Here is a 21,205-nt window from a genome sequence, read left to right on the forward strand (position 1 = left end):
GATTAAATTTTCTTACGTAATCTCGCTACTGGAATATCTAATTGTTCGCGATATTTTGCAACTGTTCTTCTGGCAATTGGATAGCCTTTATCTTTTAATATTTCAGCTAATTTATCATCAGGTAAAGGTTTTCTTTTGTCTTCCTCTTCAATTACATTTTGAAGTATTTTTTTAATCTCTATTGTAGAAACATCTTCTCCTTCAGTGTTTTTCATGGCTTCACTAAAGAAATCCTTAATTAATTTTGTGCCATAAGGTGTGTCAACATATTTGCTATTAGCAACACGCGAAACCGTTGAAATATCAAGGCCTACCATATCAGCAATATCTTTCAAAATCATTGGTTTTAACTTTGTTTCATCACCATCTAAGAAATATTCTTCTTGATAATGCATAATGGCATTCATTGTAACAAAAAGAGTCTCCTGGCGTTGCTTAATAGCATCGATGAACCATTTTGCAGAATCTAACTTTTGTTTGATGAATTGCACAGCATCTTTTTGAGCCGATTTGTCAGAAGAATCTTTATAGCTCTGAAGCATTTCTTGATAATCTTTAGAAACATGTAATTCTGGAGCATTTCTTCCATTCAATATCAAATCTAATTCCCCTTCAACAATTCGGATTGTAAAGTCAGGAACTACATGTTCGATTGGCTTTTGATTACCACTAAAACTACTTCCAGGCTTCGGATTTAATTTTTCAATTTCCTCTATTGCTTTTCGTAATTGTTCTTTCGTGATGTCAAATTTTTGCAATAATTTTTCGTAATGTTTTTTAGTAAAAGCATCAAACTGATCGTCTATGATAGAAATGGCCAATTCAATAGAATCAGTTGGAGTTTTATGCTTCAATTGTAAAAGCAAACATTCTTGTAAATCTCTAGCAGCTACTCCAGCAGGTTCTAATTCTTGAACAACATGTTTTAGAATTCGTTCAACCGTATTTTCATCAGTATAAATACCTTGAGTAAATGCCATGTCGTCTACCATATCTTGTATCGTTCTACGGATATAACCAGTGTCATCTATACTACCAACGATAAATTCAGCTACGTCTCTTTCTGTATCGTCTAAAACAAAAGTGTTAAGTTGATTTAGTAAGTCTTGATGAAAGGTAACGCCAGCAACAAATGGCATACTTTTGTCATCATCATCATCACTGTAATTATTTGTTTGGTATTTGTAATCGGGAGTTTCGTCGTTACTTAAATATTCATCAATATTGATGTCATCAGTGTCTATATGTTCGTTATCGTAATCGTCGAAATCATCATTTGAGTTGTCAGCATACTCATCGAAGTCTACATTATCTTCTTTACCGCTTTCTAGAGCTGGATTTTCAACCATTTCTTCTTGTAAACGTTGTTCAAATGCTTGTGTGGGCAATTGAATTAACTTCATCAACTGTATTTGTTGAGGCGATAATTTTTGAGAAAGTTTTAATTGTAGATTTTGTTTTAACATAAACTGATTATAATTAAAAAAAGTTTAGCTGTTTTACTACATAAAGTTAAACAACTAAACTTAATTATGCTAAATTTTTGATTAAAATTCTGCGTTTTGTGGTGTTCTTGGGAAAGGAATTACGTCACGAATATTAGTCATTCCAGTTACGAAAAGAACTAAACGTTCAAATCCTAAACCAAATCCTGAATGAACTGCTGAACCGAAACGACGCGTATCTAAATACCACCACATTTCTTCTTCAGGAATATTTAATGCTTTCATTTTTTCAACTAAAACATCTAAACGTTCTTCTCTTTGTGATCCCCCAACAATTTCTCCAATTCCAGGAAATAAAATGTCCATTGCACGTACAGTTTCTTTTCCAGGTTCTGTGTTTTCATTTAAACGCATGTAGAATGCTTTAATGTTTGCAGGATAATCAAATAAAATTACCGGACATTTAAAGTGTTTTTCAACTAAGAAACGTTCATGCTCACTTTGTAAATCGGCACCCCATTCTTCAATTAAATAATTAAATTTCTTTTTCTTATTAGGTGTTGAATTTCTTAAAATATCGATGGCTTCCGTATAAGAAACACGTTTGAAATTATTATCTAAAACAAAGTTTAATTTCTCTAAAAGTGACATTTCACTTCTTTCGGCTTGAGGCTTTTGTTTTTCCTCTTCTAATAAGCGCTGTTCCAAGAATTTTAAATCGTCACCACATTTATCAACTGTATATTTGATTACGTATTTAATGAAATCCTCTGCTAAATCCATATTGGCATCTAAGTCATTAAAAGCAACTTCTGGTTCAATCATCCAAAACTCAGCTAAGTGACGTGATGTATTTGAATTCTCCGCTCTAAATGTTGGTCCGAAAGTATAAACCTGACCCAAAGCCATAGCATAGGTTTCCGCTTCTAATTGACCGGAAACTGTAAGGTTAGTTTCTTTTCCAAAGAAATCTTCTTTGTAATTTACTTTTCCTTCTTCTGTTCTTGGCGTTCCGTCGAAAGGTAAAGCAGTTACCTTAAACATTTCCCCAGCGCCTTCAGCATCAGATCCTGTAATAATAGGTGTGTTTACGTAATAAAAGCCTCTTTCTTGGAAGTATTGATGAACGGCAAAAGAAAGTGTTGAACGAACACGCATAATTGCACCAAAAGCATTTGTTCTAATTCTTAAATGTGCATTTTCTCGTAAAAATTCTAAGGAATGTTTTTTAGGTTGTATTGGATATTTTTCAGCATCACTATCACCTAAAATTTCAATTTTTTTAACTTGAATCTCAACAGATTGTCCTTTTCCTTGACTTTCCATTAAAGTTCCAGAAACGCAAACAGCAGCACCAGTTGTAATTCTTTTTAAAGTATCTTCAGGTGTATTTTCAAAATCAACAACACATTGAATGTTATGGATGGTAGAACCATCGTTTAGAGCAATAAATTGGTTGTTTCTAAAAGTCCTAACCCAACCTTTTGCTGTAACTTCTTGTAATGTTTTTGTATTGTTTAAAAGATCAATTATTTTGATATGTTTCATTTTAAATTAAAATTTAATGCAAATATAAAATTTATTGTATTTCAGAAATATCTTCTTCGTTATCTTCTGCTAAAATATCGAAACTTGGTTCTGGGAATTCTTCTGCTGTTGCTACTGATTTTTCAAGCGATAACAATAATGCAGGTAGTAATATTAAATTAGAAAGCATGGCAAATAATAACGTCGTTGCTACTAAACTTCCTAAGGCTACGGTTCCACCAAAACTAGATAAGGTAAATACCGAAAATCCAAAAAATAATACAACTGATGTATAAAACATACTAATTCCTGCTTCTTTTACCGTTGCATAAACCGAACGTTTAATTCTCCAATTGTTAGCTTTTAATTCTTGTCGATATTTAGCTAAAAAGTGAATTGTGTCATCTACAGAAATACCAAAGGCAATACTAAACACTAATATTGTTGAAGGTTTAATAGGAACGCCTAAAAAGCCCATTAATCCAGCTGTCATAATTAGTGGAAGAATATTTGGTAAAAGTGAAATTATTATCATTTTGAATGAACGAAACAAATAGGCCATTAATAATGAAATTAATAGGATGGCAAATAATAATGATAAAACTAAATTGTGAACCAAATAATGTGTTCCTTTTTCAAAAACATAAGCTTTTCCGGTCATAGTTACTGTGTAACGTTCTTCAGGGAAAAGTTTATTTATTTTTTCTTGAAGTCGCTCTTCAATTTTAGCCATTTTATCGGTGCCAATATCACGCATAAATGTTGTAATTCTAGCATATTGGCCAGTGCTATCAACATAACTTTTCATCATATTTTCGTTTCCTTTTTGTGTCGAATTTTTGATGTAGGGCAAAATGAATGCTTCTTCTTGCTTGGTTGGTAATTCGTAGTATTCTGGATTTCCGTTATAGAAAGATTGCTTTGCGTATTTAACTAAATTAACAATAGAAACTGGTTTTGAAAGTTCAGGAATTTCTTCAATAGTTTCTTGTAGTTCATTTATTCTTTTAAGAGTTGCAGATTTTAAAGCGCCTTTTGGTCGCTTTGTGTCTATCATAATTTCAAGTGGCATTACACCATCGAATTCATTTTCATAAAATAAAATATCTTGATAGAAGCCTGTGCTTTTTGGCATGTCTTCTATTATACTCCCTGAAACTTTGATTTGATAAATGCCAATAATTCCTGAAACTAATAATCCAACTGCTACTGCAAAAACAGCTACTGAATGCTTACGAATGGTGTTTTCTATCCAAGTAATAAAAGTTTTAGTGTAATTTTTACCTAAATGGGCTAAATGTTTGTCTTTAGGTAATGGCATATAACTATAGAGAATTGGAATAACTAATAGACATAGCAAAAACAAGAAGATGATATTTAGAAAAGCTACAATACCAAATTCTTTAAGCAGTTCGCTTTTGGTAAAAATAAAAGTTCCAAAACCAGCAGCCGTAGTTAAATTTGTCATTAAAGTAGCATTTCCTACTTTGGAAATTACTCTTTGAAGTGATTTTGCTTTATTACCATGTTTTTTAAACTCTTGTTGGTATTTATTAATTAAGAAAATACAATTTGGAATACCAATAACAATAATTAGTGGCGGAATAATTGCTGTTAAAACAGTTATTTCATATCCTAAAAATCCAAGTGTACCAAATGACCACATTACACCAATTACAACAACTAGCATTGAAATTAGTGTTGCTCTGAAGCTTCTAAAAAAGAAGAAAAATAATAATGAAGTTATTGCTAAGGCTGCTCCAACAAATAATCCAATTTCATCAACTATACTTTGAGAATTTAATGTTCTAATATATGGCATACCAGAAACTTTTAAATCTACTCCTAATTCTTTTTCTAGTTTTGAAATTTTTTCTTGACTTAAATATTTTAAAACAAAATCTTTACGAGCAGCTGTATTTACAATTTCTTTATTCATGTAAATTGCAAATCGGACAGCACCAGATTCTTTATTGAATAAAACTCCTTCATAAAAAGGTAGCTCGTTAAAAAGTTCGTTTTCTTTAGTTTTTAAATAGGTTTCAGAAATTTTATCATTGTTGATAAAAGGGACTAATTTGAATTTTTGATGAGTAGTATCTTTTTCTAAAACTCTTAAATCTTCTATTGAAATTGTAAAATCAACAGCTTTGTCTTTTTTTATTTCTGAAATAAAATTTTCCCAAAGCGTTAAATTTTTTGGATTGAAAAAAGTACTGTCTTTAAATCCAACAACAATTAGATTTCCTTCTTCACCAAATTTGTCGAGAAAAGATTTGTATTGTTGGTTAACTTCATGGTTGTCTGGTAAAAGATTTGCTTCAGTATAAGTAAAACGCATGTTTTTCCACTGTGAACCCATAAAAATTGTGAACAGCGAAATAAGAATTAACAGTGAAATTCTATTGCGTAAAATTTTACTTGCAATATAGTCCCAAAAACTGGTGCTTAACCATTTTAACATCGTCCAAAAAATTGAACGGCAAAGGTACGTATTATTCGTTAAATACCTAGGTTACAAGCAAAAGAATTAAGATAAATTTAAAATCCTAAATCAAGATGATACGAGATTTTTATTGATATATTATCATCAAATCTTAGAAGTTGATTTGGACCATATCTATAATATGCAGTTAACCCAATTCCTTTAAAAATTTTATTTGCTTCGATACCACTTTCAATAAAGCCTTTTTCAAGAGATTTAAAAGGTAAGCCAATGTGATTTTCAGGGTTGTCAATCGCTCCAATTGCAAATCTAGTTGCAATAGAAAATTCTGGATCAATATGATACCCTAAATTTATTCGATTAAAGGTGTGTTTTAAATGCAACGAGATAAATCTATCTGAGAAGAATTCGTTGTAATACATCGTTTCGAAACTATTTTTACCTGCAAAAGTCACCCTTTTTAGTATGGCGTCTCTATTGATGCTATTTGGAGCAATACTGTATAGATGAGTTAGAGGACTATCACCAACGACTATACCTGCTTGAAATAAAACAGAACTTTTTTGTCCGGATAAATAAGGTAATTCGTAATAAGTTTTAAAATCAACTTTTGTAAATGTAAAATCATTATCAACTGCGCCTGGGATGCTTTGGGATATTTGGAATGAAAATTTAGGATGTCTTTTTTTATATTCTAATAGCCCTTTTGGCGTTTGCATAAAACTACTAAAAGGGTTCCATTGCAAGGCTAATTGTGCAGTTGTGATTGTGTATTTCGTAAAACTTTCACCTTCTAATAAATAGGTATAATCGAAAAGTGGTTGGATTTGATTATGATGAAGTCCAAAATAAGCATCTGTTTTTGGAAGAATTTTGCTTTCTAAAAATACCGAACTTGATCTTGAATTATAAAATGTAGTAATATTAATTGGTCTCGGATCGTATATTTTAAACCGTTTAGGATCTGTCACAAAATAAGTTTCTGCAATTTCATGAACATCATCAGAATAGGAACCGCTTATCCAAGTTTCGGTTTTTTTGTTTAATAGATAGGATGGAGTTATCCCATATTTAAATTCACCATCTTTAAAACCATAGGCTCCATAAGCTCCTATTTTATAATTTTCAGATAGCTTTTCATTAGTAACAAAGCCTAAACCTAATCGAAAACCTTCATATCCATTGTACTTAATTAAGCTCCTTAAATCTAAGTCGAAATATGAAATAGGAATATATCCGTTGATTATTTTTCTCCCTAAAATTAAACGGCTTTCTATTTTTTCTGCAACTGATAAACTATCAATAGAAACATAAGTGTTTAGTTTTCTTTTATCAATAGTGTCTTTAGTATAGGTTTTCCAGAAGCTTTCTTTTTTATTTAAACTCGTTTCTGGAATATCAATTTTTACAAATCGATTATCAATAACAAAATCTTTATTTATAGAAACATCATGTACTTTAGATTCTATTATTAATTCAGTATGGTCGCTCGCATTATTGCCTATTTTTTGTTCGGCTGAAGCATTAAATTTAATAGTTCCTCCTAAAAGCTTTAAATCTTCAGTATTCGTTCCTTTACGAACTTTGAATACTCTTTTTTTAGGAAACCAAATCGTATGTTCTGGAAGATAATCAAAAGTATAGGTTGCATTAATATTTACCACACCATATATTCTGTAATAAGCTTTTGCAACAGCAAAAGATTCAGCATCAATATAAAGTAATCCTCGTAATCTATTGGCACGAAGTTTTTTTGGTTGAAAATAGATACGATATGTTTTCCTACCTTCAATTGAAACGGTATCAATTATGTTGTAATTGTAAAGTAACCTACCATAATTTGAAATTGGATTTTGAAGAGGGTTTTCTAAAATTTCAAAAGGATTTTCATAAACAGAATAAGAAACCAACTTTAATCCTAAATATTCATAGATTGGTTTTTCGAAGCCTGCCATTCTTGTCCCTAGAATGGTTTCTTTGTTTCCTTTTTTATTAAACTGAATTTGGTTTACTTTTTCAGTTTGATAGATATGTTGTTTTGAGACTAATTTTTTGAATTTGTAATTTGAAGAATCTAGTTTGGTTTTTATACCACCAAATAATTTTCTTTTTTGAATTGTATCTATTTTTGAAGAAATGCTATCGGGATTAGCAGTTACATATAAATACTCGTAATTTTTATATTCAAAACTTTTTAAAGCTTCTTCTGGATTGTTTTTTTCGCGATTATCAATAACTTGCTTTACAATTTTATTTACTTTATTATCTGTGTAAAGAATACTTTTAGTGTCATTGATATTAGTTGTAGCTTTTATAAGTAGAAAACTTCCATCTTTTTTTGCATAAGCAAACTTATCATAATACCCTTTGTGTTTAATTATAATTGGCTTTTCAAATTCAGTTATGGCTAACTCAAATTTTCCTTCCCAGTCAGTTTTATGTATTTTTCCTTGGTATAAAACATCGGCAAAAGCTAATGGTATTGTCGTGTCAAAATCGATAACTTGACCTTTAATTTTGGTTTGACCAAAACTAAAAAGGCTTACAAGAAGTAATAAACTTATAAAAAGCTTTTGCATGAAAAACGATTGATGTTGTGCAAACTTACAAAAATAACAGTATGTTATAATAACTAAAGTAAAGTTTGTTTTATTGTGTTTTTAGTTTCAATAAAAAATCCCGATAAATCGGGATTCTTATTAAACTTTCATAATCTCAGCTTATTAAATAATAAAACCTGTAATTTGAATTGTATTATTATGATTTATTGTTTAATCATTAAGTATTCTCCTAAAGGAACTCTTGGTTCAGTGGGAGAATTTTCATCTGGAATAATTACTCCGTGGGTTGAAACAATTTTTGCAATAATTTTCTCAGGTTCACCTAAAGTTGGTTGTATATATCTTAATAAAAGAATTGTAGACGTCAAATATTTTCGTTGTGGGTCACTAAAATATAGCATAAGTCTTTTTTCGTTTGGATCACAAGAAACACAAGGTACAACTTCTTCACTCGTAATAAACCTTCTTCCTCCTATATTTCTTTCATCAATATTATCCCAATCGAGCAGATTTGTAGGAAGTGTATTAACAATTTCTTGGTTATTTTGAATTAACCTATATTCACCTACTATAATATCTTCATAATATTCTCCATCATATACATGTATTTTCTTTTTTAATATAATTGTTAAAGAAATATTTGAATTAGAATATACCCATGTCCCATCGAATTTATCCAACTCTCCTAATGTATCTTTAAAATAAGCTCCACTTGAAACATTATGGTAATATGTATTCAATGGCACTGTCTGAGCTTTACAAGATACAACTAAAACTATTAAGACTATTTTAAATAAATTTTTCATAATATATATATTTTATTATTCACATGGCGTAGAAACCACATTGCTGTTATCACTGTTTAATTCAAGTTTACTCCAAGTTTCTGTGACCGATGGGGTTCCAAAACCTGTTTGATTCATCTCGTATAAAGAAACACCTAAATCTTTGTTTTTTAAAAAAGTTAAAAATGTTTTCTCATAATCAAGTTTTGATCCATTATAACCATTTGCATACTCTTCATAATAATAAGATAAACTATTTGCAAATTTTGACCATTTACGTGGACTTCCATTATTATTAGGATGTACATCCCTTAACTTACCTAATTTATTTATATCATCAATCTTAATTGCATATGTATAAATAACACCATCAATATTTACAACTAAAACAGAAACAAATAAATTATTACCGCTTGTATTATAACTTGAATAAAAACCAGAATTATAAGTATCAGCTATACTAAGCAATGTATAAATATCATCATGAGAAAACATTGGGAAGTAACCAGATGTCGGATGTGTATGTATAGTCCCAAATTGATATGCAAAACCCGGAAAATGAACATGATTATCCCCTGAAGGATTAGTATATTTAGCAAAAGGCCCATATTCAAGATAATTTCCCATATTAAAAAAAGCATATCCTTTCTCAGTTGAAGCAGAAAACTCAGAACCCATATTTATAATTGCATTTCTAATTCTTTTATCGTTTGAATCCATATATGGATGAGTTGGATAATTCTTTTTTTCAGTTAACTTATTTAACTCATCACATGGCGTAGGAGGATCCTGCATACTATTATCCTCATTAAGAGTTGGGGCAGTATCTACTCCTCCATTTCCGTGAATACTTGTGTCTGAACCATCATATGTGGAATCATTAGAATCTGAAGAACCACCTCCACCTCCATTTGAACCACCAGTGTCTCCAGTTCCAATAACTTCTCCATCATCTGTTGCACAAAGTCCATATTCAACATTTATTACATATTCAAAAGTATCAGCAATACAATTTGGATATCCAGGAACTCCAGGTCTATGACCTGAAACATTATTGCTACATTTCCAATACTCGGTAGTTCCTGTAATACAAGGACTATATACAATTTTATTTGATAGTTGAGATAAAAAATTATCGTCGTTAAAAATTTCAATACTCATTTTATTATCCATATCAACAAACAGACCATTTTTTAAATTTTCAAATTCAGGTTGAGTAATATTATATGTTACTATAAAACTTTTGTATGTTCCATCTTCTTGTAAAGAAATTACCAAATTTTCTAATAATACATTTTCTAAATTACGATTTATATAAAAAGTATATGAGTGTAAACCATTTTCATTTTCAATGTAAGTAGCTGAATTCGTATTTATAAAAAAACTATTATCTGAAGCCGAAACTATTTTGTTGGCAGATTTTGCTGTCAAAGTTTCTTTATCTGTGTTTAACTTTGAAAATAAGTTTTTGTTTTTAGAAAAGATTTCAAAAGATACTTTTTCTTTTTTAAAATGGGCTTTATTCCCATCTTCATCATGATATTCTCTAGAAGAATCATCATAATTACATGCTACAAAAAATGCCCCAACAAAAAAAGAAAATAAAGCAAAGAGCAGCTTAAATTTGTGTTTGTTCATATATTAAAATTTAAAAATTAGTGTTCTTTCTTAAATATATAAGAGTATGTTTTACAGTAAAAGGTTGGGGACTTGGCAAAAATAAATTAAAAAACATTTAACTTGGATAAAGTTTTTCTGTACATTTTGTTAAAATTTAGAATAGTACATCTAAAGTTTTAAAAATAAAAAATCCCGATAAATCGGGATTCTTATTAAACTTTCATAATCTCAGCTTCTTTAACTGCTAAGACATCATCAATTTTTTTGATATATGCATCAGTAAGTTTTTGTACATCTTCTTCTGCTTTTTTACATATGTCTTCTGAAGTTCCGTCTTTTTCTTCTTTTTTAATGTCGTTGTTAGCGTCTTTACGAGCATTACGAACACTAATTTTGGCATCTTCAGCTTCAGCTTTAGCTTGTTTGGCTAAATCTTTACGTCTTTCTTCTGTTAGAGCAGGAATGTTGATAATGATGCTTTCTCCGTTGTTCATTGGATTTAGACCTAAATTAGCAATCATAATCGCTTTTTCAATAGGACCAATCATACTTTTTTCCCAAGGAGTTACCGTTAAAGTTCTTGCATCGGGTGCAGCAATATTTGCAACCTGCGAAAGTGGTGTTTGTGAACCATAATAATCTACAAATACACTTCCTAACATGGCAGGTGACGCTTTACCTGCTCTAATGTTTACAAATTCTTTTTCTAAATGCAAAACAGAATGCTCCATCGATTCTTTTGCAGTTTCTATAATTAAATTAATTTCTTCTGTCATGATTAAATTTTTTAAAATAGTATCAAAATTTGAACCAAAATTATATGGTAACAGTAGTTCCTACCGTTTGGCCTTCACAAACTTTTAATAAATTACCTTCCTTATTCATGTCAAAAACAATAATTGGTAATTTGTTTTCTTGACTTAAAGTAAATGCAGTTGTATCCATTACATTTAAACCTTTTGCTAAAACATCTTCAAATGAAATAAAATCGAATTTTACAGCATTTGCATCTTTTTCTGGGTCGGCGGTGTAAACACCATCTACACGAGTTCCTTTCAAGATAACATCTGCATTAATTTCAATTCCTCTTAAAACTGCGGCAGTGTCAGTTGTAAAATATGGATTTCCAGTTCCTGCACCAAAAATTACAATACGACCTTTTTCTAAATGACGAGTAGCTTTTCTTTTTATGTATGGTTCTGCAATGGCTTCAATTTTTAAAGCGGTTTGTAAACGTGTTGGCATACCTGCTTCTTCAAGCGCTCCTTGAAGTGCCATTCCGTTAATTACTGTAGCAAGCATGCCCATATAATCACCTTGAACACGATCCATTCCATTACTCGCACCAGCAACACCTCTAAAGATATTTCCTCCTCCAATTACAATGGCAATTTCAACACCTTTGTTGTGAATTTGTTTAATTTCATCAGCGTATTCAGCTAAGCGTTTTGGGTCAATTCCATATTGTCGTTCACCCATTAGAGCTTCACCACTTAATTTTAAAAGGATTCTTTTATATTTCATTAGAACTTTATTTGCGTGTTGTTTTGCGTTGCAAACTTACATAATTTTAACATATTCGCAAAGCGTAGTCTTATTTTGCCAACATTTCGTTATATGTTTTTTCAGCTTCTTCATATCCAATTTTAAAAATTGCTTTCATTTTTGTTTTACTTGTTTCAAACGTACTAAAGTTGGCAAGCTCTTTCGGTTCGATTACCCAATCGCATAATCCAAATTTCTGATAATTTCCTCTTGCGGTGAGCAATTCAAATGACCGGGTAGTAACTGACTTTATAGAATTAAGGTCTTTAGGCTCTACATTATGGATAGGACTTACATAAACACCAATTATGGAATCACAATCTTCTTGCAATAAATCTGTTGGGAAGTGATTTAAAATTCCACCATCACTATACATTTTATTATTTAAAATATATGGTGTAAGCATTCCCGGAAAGGCAGCAGAAGCCAAAACAGCGTCTGTTATCAAAGTATCTTCTCGGAATACTTTCAATTTACCTGTAACTAGATTAGTAGCGGTAATTTTAACAGGAATAGGCAAGTCTCCAATTTTAGTCTCTCCAAAAACTTTTTTAAAATATTTTTTAAAAGCTACAGAATCAATAATTCCAGGTTTTTTTATTGTAAAATGTTTCCAGTTGAAGAAATAAATAGATTGAAAAAAATCTAAAATTTCTGAAGGAGATTTACCATGTGCGTACATCGCAGCAATTATTGCTCCAGCACTGCTTCCAGACATTTTACTGGGTTTAACATTGTTTTCTTCTAAAAATTGCAATACCCCTGCATGTGCAATTCCTTTTGAGCCACCACCTGAGAGAGCAATCCCAATATTTTTTGAAGTTAAATCCATTTGTAACCTAGCTTACATTTTGAAACCAAAAATAAGATTAAATTTGCCAACCTAATGTTAGTAAAATGCAAAATATAATAGAAAACGCTTTAGATAATAGTTTTTCCTACTTAGAATATCGTCAATTGGTTTCAAAATTAATTTCAGAAGGTAAATCAACTGGTCATAATCAAACTGAAGCTTTATTACAATATTCAGAATTAAACGAAACTCGAATGAATCGTTTAGAGAAAACACTAAAAGTTCCACAAGAATTAACCGAAAAACTTAATAATTTGACTAAAGATTATATTTGGCTAACAATATCTGAAGGTTGGTGTGGCGATGCTGCTCAAATTATTCCTATTTTACATAAATTAGAAGAAGTATCCAATAAAGTTGAATTGAAATTGGTTTTACGAGATGATAATGATGAATTGATGCAATTGTATTTAACCAATGGTAGTAAGTCGATTCCAAAAGTTATTATTTTGGAAAAAGAAACAAAAGAAGTAATTACATCTTGGGGGCCAAGACCAGAACCTGCAAGAAAATTAATAGCGGATTACAAAGCGCAACACGGAGTTGTAGATGAACCCGTTAAAATTGAATTACAAAAATGGTATTTACACGATAAAGGTTTGACTACGATGAAAGAGTTAGTAGAACTTTTATAAAACTCCCAAAATTTTAATCTTTTTTGAAGTTGAAATCCCGCCAGGATTACAACCCGGTTTTCCCTCTGGAATTTCAATATTAAGCTTTTGATAATATTCTGCCCAAGCTTTAAAATAATCATTTGAACCTGGCGCTTTAAAAGTCATAGGATACAATTTAAAAAATGGTTTTTCATTGGCTTGAAGAAAACAATCGTAAATTAATTCGGAACAATAATAACTGTCGTTATCATATAAATAGGCATTGTCGTAAGGAGTTCCTAATTGTTTTTTTCCAAATTCAATCGCTTTTGGAATTAATTTCTGAAAACGTTTTTTCAATCGCCCAACATACATGGTTTGATTGGTATACGATTTAAAAGTTTCAAGTGAGGTTAATTTAACTTCACTTCCAGATGCTTCTAAAACAAGAATACTATCATTTTGAATTACAATCATTCCCATATGATTGAAATCAATTCCTTTATAGCCTTCGGTTACTTGATTTATAGCGTCACACAATTCACCACAATTCATCGATTGAAAGATTAAATCGCCATCCTTTAATTCGATTTTTTGAGCATAATTCAAACAAGTAAATAAAAGTAAATAAAAAAGAATTTTATGTTTCATCATTAATTTGTTTTTCAAAGTCTATAGGAGAAACCGCATCGTCAACCGAATAATTTCCAATTTTAGTTCTTCTAAGAGCGGTTAAATGTCCACCCGAATGTAACGCTTTTCCAAAATCGTATGCAAGCGAACGGATGTACGTTCCTTTACTACATTTTACTCTAAAATCGACTTCAGGAAGTTCAATTCTAGTTAACTCAAACTCGTAAATAGTAGTTTTTCTTGCTTCAATTTCTACTTCTTCACCTGCACGAGCATGTTCATATAAACGCTTTCCGTCTTTTTTTATGGCCGAAAAAACAGGTGGTTTTTGCATAATCTCACCTGTAAATTGTTCTAAAGTTTCTTGAAGTAATTCTTTTGTAATATGTTCCGTTGGAAAAGTTTTGTCTACTTCGGTTTCTAAATCGTATGAAGGTGTTGTTTCTCCTAATTTAATTGTTCCAGTGTATTCTTTTTCCTGCGCTTGGATCTCGTTTATACTTTTGGTGAATTTTCCTGTACAAATGATTAGTAAACCAGTTGCTAATGGGTCTAAAGTTCCAGCATGGCCTATTTTAAAACGTTTCGATAAATTAAATTTACGCTTTAAAACAAACTTCAACTTATTCACTGCTTGAAACGAACTCCAAGTAAGTGGTTTATCAATTAGGATAACTTTTCCATTTGTGAAATCTTCGGCTTGCATATTAGATTACCGTTAATTTTTGAATAAAGAAATGAATTAAAAGAATTGCAATTCCTGCAACAATTCGGTAATAACCAAATAATTTAAAACCGTGTTTCTGTAGAAAACCAATGAAAGATTTAATCGCAATCATGGCAACTACAAACCCAACTACATTTCCTATTATTAATAAGTTTACTTGATCGTTTGTTAATTCAAATCCGGCTTTGTAATAATCGTAAGATTTTTTAACTGTTGCGCCAAGCATTGTTGGTATGGCTAAAAAAAATGAAAATTCGGCAGCAGTTGTTCGCGATAATTTTTGTGACATTCCACCCGCAATACTTGCACCACTTCTTGAAACTCCAGGAATCATGGCCAAACATTGAAATAGTCCAATTTTAAAAGCGGTTGCGTATGAAATTTGTGTTCCTTCGGCATTGCCAAACCAATCGTCGATTTTTAAAAGTATAAATCCACCAATTATTAAAGAAATGGCAACTGTTATTGGGTTTTCTAATAAACTATCAATGAAATCACTTAATAATAATCCGAAAATAACTGCAGGAATAAAAGCAACAAATAGTTTATAATAGAAATCTAAACTTTGAAAGAATCTTTTAAAGTATAAAACAACTACAGAAAGAATAGTCCCCAATTGAATTACTATTGTAAATAATTTAGTAAAATCGTCTTGAGCAATTCCAAAAAAAGAAGATGCAATAATCATATGCCCTGTAGAAGAAACGGGAAGAAATTCAGTAATTCCTTCAATTATGGCAAGAATAATAGCTTGAAGTGTATCCATTTGGCAAAAATAATTTATTTATTAAACTAATAGTAAAATAGAGGTTATTTTTAAATTAAATTTATAATTTTAGCAACCTAAATCTTTGAATTCCATAAGGATGAAATACTGTTATTTGCTATTTACACTTCATTTTTTTCTATTTGTCAATGCACAAAATGAAAAGGAATTAACTTTTGATGAGGTTAAAAGTAAGGTTTCAGCAACTTTTTTTAGAGATCCCTCTGGAACAAGAGATAATGCATTGCTTTTAAAAAAAATAGCTAAATCAAACACAGAAATAATTATCTCGTATCAATACTTAGGATACATTTATGATTTGACAGGAAATGCAGATTCCGCAAAATACTATTTTAAAAACCGATTAGATTTAGTAAAAAAACACTTTCCAAATGAAGAACATTATTATCAAGCTGTAATAGATTTTGCCAATTGGGGATTAAATTATTTAGATGGTGAGATTATAATTGATGAGTTAACAAATGCATTAAATAATATCGATGAGGTTAAATTCAAAAAGCAAAAAGGCTTAATGCTTTTGTTATTAGGAGATGTTTTTTTAAAAGATAAAGATATTGATAAAGCCGAGTTTTACCTTGATAAATCTAAAGAGTTAATTGATGGTAAATATGTTGATGCGGATTATTACTCAAGAAAGAGCGACATTGAAATTTTGAGAAAAAACTACGCTAAAGCAAAAGAATACATGTTTTTAGCGATAAACTCATTTGATGATAAAGAAATATTTACCTATCCATTATTTTTAAGATCGCTAGGCTATATTTTTCTCAAAGAAAACGATTATAAAAATGCTAAGCAATATTTGTTTGAATCGCTTCACTACCAGAAGAAAAATAGTTTTTTTGAACTTTCTTCAAGAACCTATTTATACTTGTATTATCTGGAAAAAAGAAATGAAAAAAATGTTTCTACCGAAAAATTTTACTTAGATAATGCGCTTGAATATAATGATGGAGATATTGAACTATTACAAGAAATTTATTTAGCCTTTAAAGATTTTTATTCAAGACATGATAATGTAGTAAAAGAAAAAGAGTTTGAAGAAAAGTATAATGAAATTAATGACAGTATTTTTAATAAAGAAAAATTAAAGATTAAAAATGATTTAGAGAGCAAATATCAATTTAAAGAAAGCCAAAAAGAACTCGAGCTTAAAGAAGAAATTATCCAAAAAGAGAAGAATATTAAGGCTAGCTATTTAATAGGTTTAGTGTTATTAGTAATCTTAATTGTTGTGATTTTAGTTTTTTATGTAATGCGTTTAAAAACACAAAAAAAATTAAGATTTAATCAAAAATTACTTCACGAAGAGCAATTAAAATTGATGCTTGAAAATCAAAGAACAGAGATAATTAAAGAAAAAATTAAGGCTAAAGTTGAAGAAAGAGGAAAATTATCATTAGAACTTCACGATGGAATTGCAAGTGAAATTAGTGCCTTAAAATTATCGTTGGCAACAGAATCTAATTTAAGCAAATTTGAGATTGATGAATTAGTACAAAAGATAGATAAATTCTACACAGAAATACGAAATCTATCGCATGATTTAGATCCAGATAACATCGATTTTGTTGAATTTTCTCAATTTGTAGCTAACTTGTGTAAACAAATTGAAAAAAATGGTTTAAAGACTGCAAAAAACTTATACATAACTAAAAAAGTTGATGATTTAGAAGTTGAAACTTTAGTAAATATTTACAGAATTATTCAGGAAATTATTACAAATATTTTAAAACACGCAAATGCTACTGAAGTTATTTTTGATGTAATTGAAACAGAAGACACATTATATATTCATGTGAAAGACAATGGTGTCGGATTCGATGTAAACGAAACACAAAAAGGAATTGGGTTGAAAAATATTCAAAAAAGAGTAGATTCTTTTAAAGGGAAATTTGAAATAGTAGCTAAGAAAGGAGAAGGAACAGAGTTTAAAATTAACTTACCTATTAATAATTAATCATACTACCCCTGAAAACAGTTAGATGATTTATTTAAGTTGTTGTGATTTTTGTTTTGAATTTAAAAATAGAAATCATGCAACAAAAATTACTAACCTATTTAATCGTTTTTTTATCATTTGCGGTTCAAAAATCTTTAGCGCAAAGCAATCAAAATATTGATAATTTAATTACATCTAGTAATTGGAATTCTCTTTTTCCCCAAAGAGCAGGAACTCAATCAGGACATCCGCAAGGATACACGAGTGACTTTTATTCTTTTAACAATTTTAAACAAGCGGTTGATGAAATGGCAGATTATCTCGTTAAAATTAGAAAGAAGCAAGGTGTTTGGGGTGAATTGATTACAGTTACTAAAAAGTCTACTAATACTACTTATGTGTATTCTGATGTGGAATCGTGGTGGTATTCAAATCCAACGGCAGAAACTGTAATCGATGTAGATTTTCAGGATTTTGCAAATACATCTTCAAACGTTAATAACAAAAGAGAATTAGCTGCTTTTTTAGCAAATATTTCCAAAGAAACAACGGGCGGTTGGCAATTGCCAGTTGGAGGAGGCTCTTCAGGAGATTATGCGATTTGGGGGTTGTATTTTGTACATGAAGTTGGGTATAATAGTTCAAATGGAGCGGGAACGTATTCTCAAGCTCATGCAGATTATCCACCAAATCCAGCGGTGGGATATTATGGAAGAGGGCCGATACAGTTGTCATGGAATTACAATTATGGAGCCTTTAGTAAATTTTTATATAACGATATAAATGTTTTGTTGAATAATCCAGATTTAGTGCAGCAAGATGGTGTTTTGGCTTTTAAATCGGCTATTTGGTTTTGGATGATGCCACAATGTCCTAAACCTTCATGTCATCAAGTTATGCAAGAACTATGGGAAGCGGAAACAGGAGATTATTCTATGAATAAAATGTATAAAAAGGGATTTGCACATACAAACAATATAATAAATGGCGGATTAGAATGTAGAAATACTTCGTCCTCAGCTTTTACACAAAAAGTAGTTTTACGTTCAGAATTGTATAAATATTATTTATCAATTTTAGGTTTTTCACCCACAGAAATTGCTTCCGAAGACAGTGGAGAGTATTCAACGTTGTGCTACGAAAGTTCAACAAATACAATGCAAGATTATGTAAGTTGTAATTTAACAACTTTAACGACACAAGAATTTGATTTGAATAAAATTAAAGTCTATCCTAATCCTGTAGTTAATAGTTTAACAATTGATTATATTAACAAATTAGATAAAATTGAAGTTTATGATGTTACGGGTAAAAAATATATTGACTTGAAACCAGAAAGTAATAATCTAACTTTAGACTTTTCAAAATTTAATAATGGAATTTACTTTATTAAATTAGTTTTGAATAAAAATACTTTAACATATAAAATCGTTAAGTCCTAATTAATTTTTAATAAATTTAGAGTTTACAAAAGCTCATATTACTATTATATGTCCCTTAAAATTTTAATATTAGACGACCATAAAGTTTTTTCCGAAAGTTTAAAATTGGTTTTGGAAACCCATGATTTTGAAGTCATGAATGTTACCAACCCAAAAATGGCGCTCAGTTTAATAAAAACCCAAAACATTGATATTTTAATATCAGATATTGAAATGCCAGAAATGAATGGAGTTGATTTTATAAAACTAATCAAAGAAGATTCTCCAAATATTGAACATGAACCTAAAATAATTGTATTAACGACGTACAAAAAAATAAATCTTTTTAAAAAATTAATAGCATTAGGAATTGATGCTTACTTGAGTAAAAATGTAACCCACATAGAATTGTTAAGTGTAATTAACAAAGTAATTTCTGGTGAAAAATATTATGAAGCTTCTATTTATAATGAATACTTGAAATCTAATAAGAATAGCTCAGATATTGAGTTTACAGTAAGAGAATTAGATGTTTTAAAATTAATCATGGAAGAAAAAACTACTGCAGAAATTGCCGAAGAATTGGGGATATCTAATTATACCGTTGAAGGACATCGTAAAAATCTTCTACAAAAAACGAATTCAAAAAATGTTGTTGGCTTAATAAAATATACATTAGTAAACAATTTAATTTAAAGAATTCAGCCCCCTGAATTCAGTTGGAAGTTTTAATGCAGAAAGATCAATTTTTGCATTAAAACTTTAACACATGAAAAGATTTAGTATTTCTTTATTAACCTTTTTTTCAATCTTCAATCTTTATGCTCAAGTTGGAATTGGAACAACAAGCCCTAATGGTGCTTTAGATATTAACTCAACTACTCAAGGATTAATAATTCCAAGAGTTTCTTTATCAAACATTACAATTGCGGCTCCAGTTGTTAATCCTATTTCTGGAGGAAACCCATTAACGAGTACTTTAGTTTACAACACCAATACATCTTCAGCTGGTATAAATTCTGTATTTCCAGGTTTTTATTATTGGGATGGTTCAAAATGGGTAAGATTAATTGCAGAGCAAAGTTGGTTGCTTAGTGGAAATTCAAATACAAATCCATCAACTAATTTTTTAGGAACTTTAGATAATAATGATTTAATTTTCAAAAGAAACAATATACAAGCTGGTCGATTATCAGAAACCAATACTTCCTTTGGAGTTGAAGCATTACAATCAAATGCTACAGGAAATAACAATACTGCTTTTGGCGCTGGTGCTCTTAAAACAAATACAACCGGATTTCAAAATACAGCCATAGGTAAATCGAGTTTGATGCTTAATTCTTCAGGGAATTATAATGTTGCTCTAGGGTATAGTTCTTTAGAAAGAAACACAACAGGAATTTTAAATACTGCGATTGGACATTCGAGTTTGTATAATAATTTAAACGGAAGAAGTAATGTTGCTGTGGGTAAATCTTCAATGGAAAGAAATATTTCAGGAATGAATAATACAGCTCTTGGATATAATTCGTTATATAACAATCAAACAGGTAATGATAATATTGCTATAGGAAAAGGAGCAATGGAACGTAATATAAATGGAGGAAGAAACATTGCATTAGGTAATTCAAGTTTATATAACAGCCAAACAACTTCAAACTGTTTGTCTATTGGTCACGATTCACAAACTTCAAACCTATCAGGGCAATATAATATTTCATTTGGTAATAATAGTTTATTTGCTAATCAAAGTGGAAGCAATAATATAGCTATTGGTCACAATGCATTTAATTTGGGAAATTTTAATAACTCAATTGCGATAGGTAGTAATTCGGCAATAACTTCAGATAATCAGGTTCGTATTGGTAATAATTCTACAACAAGTATTGGCGGATTTACAAGTTGGACTAATGTTTCAGATAAAAGATTTAAAAAGAACATTAATTATGAGAATGTCCCAGGATTAGATTTTATTTTAAAATTAAAACCTGTTAGCTATAATCTAAATCAAGAAATAATAGCATCATTTTTAAAAACTGACGTTAAATCGAGCAGTAATTATTTACAAACAGGTTTCATTGCACAAGAAGTTGATGCGGCAGCTCAAGAAATAAATTTTGATTTTAGTGGAATAGATAGACCAAAAAACGAAGATGACTTTTACGGATTGCGTTATGCTGAGTTTGTAGTTCCATTAACTAAATCAATACAAGAACAACAAGAAATGATTGAAGTATTGCAAAATGAAGTCGCTTATTTAAAACAAAAAATAGAAGAAATTTTAAGCAAAAAACAAACCCCCTGAAAACCATTGTGT

The 21,205-nt window shown here is 30.1% G+C and carries 17 protein-coding genes; 5 read left to right on the top strand and 12 right to left on the bottom strand.

What is annotated here, in order from left to right; genetic code table 11:
* Positions 1 to 2: 2 nt before the first annotated feature.
* From rpoN to KK2020170_RS04510, 9 genes are all read right to left on the bottom strand, one after another.
* Positions 3 to 1,466 (bottom strand): RNA polymerase factor sigma-54, encoded by a 1,464-nt coding sequence (rpoN, locus tag KK2020170_RS04470; protein WP_221259613.1) that lies wholly within the window; start codon positions 1,464 to 1,466, stop codon positions 3 to 5.
* Between the two features lie 81 nt (positions 1,467 to 1,547).
* Positions 1,548 to 2,993 (bottom strand): asparagine--tRNA ligase, encoded by a 1,446-nt coding sequence (asnS, locus tag KK2020170_RS04475; protein WP_221259614.1) that lies wholly within the window; start codon positions 2,991 to 2,993, stop codon positions 1,548 to 1,550.
* 31 nt (positions 2,994 to 3,024) lie between these two features.
* Complete coding sequence (locus tag KK2020170_RS04480) at positions 3,025 to 5,436, bottom strand: efflux RND transporter permease subunit (protein WP_221259615.1); 2,412 nt, start codon at positions 5,434 to 5,436, stop codon at positions 3,025 to 3,027.
* Between the two features lie 77 nt (positions 5,437 to 5,513).
* Positions 5,514 to 7,997, bottom strand: coding sequence for a DUF5686 family protein (locus KK2020170_RS04485; RefSeq protein WP_221259616.1), 2,484 nt, complete (start codon positions 7,995 to 7,997; stop codon positions 5,514 to 5,516).
* 185 nt (positions 7,998 to 8,182) lie between these two features.
* Positions 8,183 to 8,785, bottom strand: a complete 603-nt coding sequence (locus KK2020170_RS04490; protein ID WP_221259617.1) for a DUF6705 family protein — start codon at positions 8,783 to 8,785, stop codon at positions 8,183 to 8,185.
* Positions 8,786 to 8,800: 15 nt separating this feature from the next.
* Positions 8,801 to 10,402, bottom strand: coding sequence for a hypothetical protein (locus KK2020170_RS04495; protein ID WP_221259618.1), 1,602 nt, complete (start codon positions 10,400 to 10,402; stop codon positions 8,801 to 8,803).
* A gap of 194 nt (positions 10,403 to 10,596) precedes the next feature.
* On the bottom strand, positions 10,597 to 11,160 hold the full coding sequence (gene frr, locus KK2020170_RS04500) for a ribosome recycling factor (RefSeq protein WP_221259619.1): 564 nt from the start codon (positions 11,158 to 11,160) through the stop codon (positions 10,597 to 10,599).
* A 40-nt stretch (positions 11,161 to 11,200) separates the two neighbouring features.
* On the bottom strand, positions 11,201 to 11,908 hold the full coding sequence (gene pyrH, locus KK2020170_RS04505) for a UMP kinase (RefSeq protein WP_221259620.1): 708 nt from the start codon (positions 11,906 to 11,908) through the stop codon (positions 11,201 to 11,203).
* A gap of 70 nt (positions 11,909 to 11,978) precedes the next feature.
* Complete coding sequence (locus KK2020170_RS04510; RefSeq protein WP_221259621.1) at positions 11,979 to 12,761, bottom strand: patatin-like phospholipase family protein; 783 nt, start codon at positions 12,759 to 12,761, stop codon at positions 11,979 to 11,981.
* Between the two features lie 65 nt (positions 12,762 to 12,826).
* Here KK2020170_RS04510 and KK2020170_RS04515 point away from each other — a divergent pair, with 65 nt between their 5' ends.
* Positions 12,827 to 13,417 carry a thioredoxin family protein gene (locus KK2020170_RS04515; RefSeq protein WP_221259622.1) on the top strand — a complete coding sequence of 197 codons (591 nt, stop codon included), beginning with the start codon at positions 12,827 to 12,829 and terminating at the stop codon, positions 13,415 to 13,417.
* On the opposite strand, the gene KK2020170_RS04520 is transcribed toward KK2020170_RS04515, so the two are convergent.
* From KK2020170_RS04520 to KK2020170_RS04530, 3 genes are read right to left on the bottom strand one after another with little or no spacing between them, the layout of a single operon-like run.
* Positions 13,412 to 14,032 (bottom strand): YiiX/YebB-like N1pC/P60 family cysteine hydrolase, encoded by a 621-nt coding sequence (locus KK2020170_RS04520; protein ID WP_315861812.1) that lies wholly within the window; start codon positions 14,030 to 14,032, stop codon positions 13,412 to 13,414. The genes KK2020170_RS04515 and KK2020170_RS04520 overlap by 6 nt on opposite strands.
* Positions 14,019 to 14,717, bottom strand: a complete 699-nt coding sequence (gene truB, locus KK2020170_RS04525; protein WP_221259623.1) for a tRNA pseudouridine(55) synthase TruB — start codon at positions 14,715 to 14,717, stop codon at positions 14,019 to 14,021. Before truB ends, KK2020170_RS04520 begins: the two co-directional genes overlap by 14 nt.
* A 1-nt stretch (position 14,718) precedes the next feature.
* Positions 14,719 to 15,504 (bottom strand): undecaprenyl-diphosphate phosphatase, encoded by a 786-nt coding sequence (locus KK2020170_RS04530; protein WP_221259624.1) that lies wholly within the window; start codon positions 15,502 to 15,504, stop codon positions 14,719 to 14,721.
* 100 nt (positions 15,505 to 15,604) lie between these two features.
* Between KK2020170_RS04530 and KK2020170_RS04535 the strand changes: the two genes are divergently transcribed.
* The 4 genes from KK2020170_RS04535 (at position 15,605) to KK2020170_RS04550 (ending at position 21,193) form a co-directional block, all read left to right on the top strand.
* Positions 15,605 to 17,485 carry a tetratricopeptide repeat-containing sensor histidine kinase gene (locus KK2020170_RS04535; protein ID WP_221259625.1) on the top strand — a complete coding sequence of 627 codons (1,881 nt, stop codon included), beginning with the start codon at positions 15,605 to 15,607 and terminating at the stop codon, positions 17,483 to 17,485.
* A 77-nt stretch (positions 17,486 to 17,562) separates the two neighbouring features.
* Positions 17,563 to 18,909, top strand: coding sequence for a glycoside hydrolase family 19 protein (locus KK2020170_RS04540; protein WP_221259626.1), 1,347 nt, complete (start codon positions 17,563 to 17,565; stop codon positions 18,907 to 18,909).
* Positions 18,910 to 18,957: 48 nt separating this feature from the next.
* Positions 18,958 to 19,584, top strand: a complete 627-nt coding sequence (locus KK2020170_RS04545) for a response regulator transcription factor (protein WP_221259627.1) — start codon at positions 18,958 to 18,960, stop codon at positions 19,582 to 19,584.
* A 73-nt stretch (positions 19,585 to 19,657) separates the two neighbouring features.
* Positions 19,658 to 21,193, top strand: a complete 1,536-nt coding sequence (locus tag KK2020170_RS04550) for a tail fiber domain-containing protein (RefSeq protein ID WP_221259628.1) — start codon at positions 19,658 to 19,660, stop codon at positions 21,191 to 21,193.
* Positions 21,194 to 21,205: the final 12 nt, after the last annotated feature.

The sequence above is a fragment of the Flavobacterium okayamense genome, from assembly GCF_019702945.1.
Lineage (GTDB): Bacteria > Bacteroidota > Bacteroidia > Flavobacteriales > Flavobacteriaceae > Flavobacterium > Flavobacterium okayamense.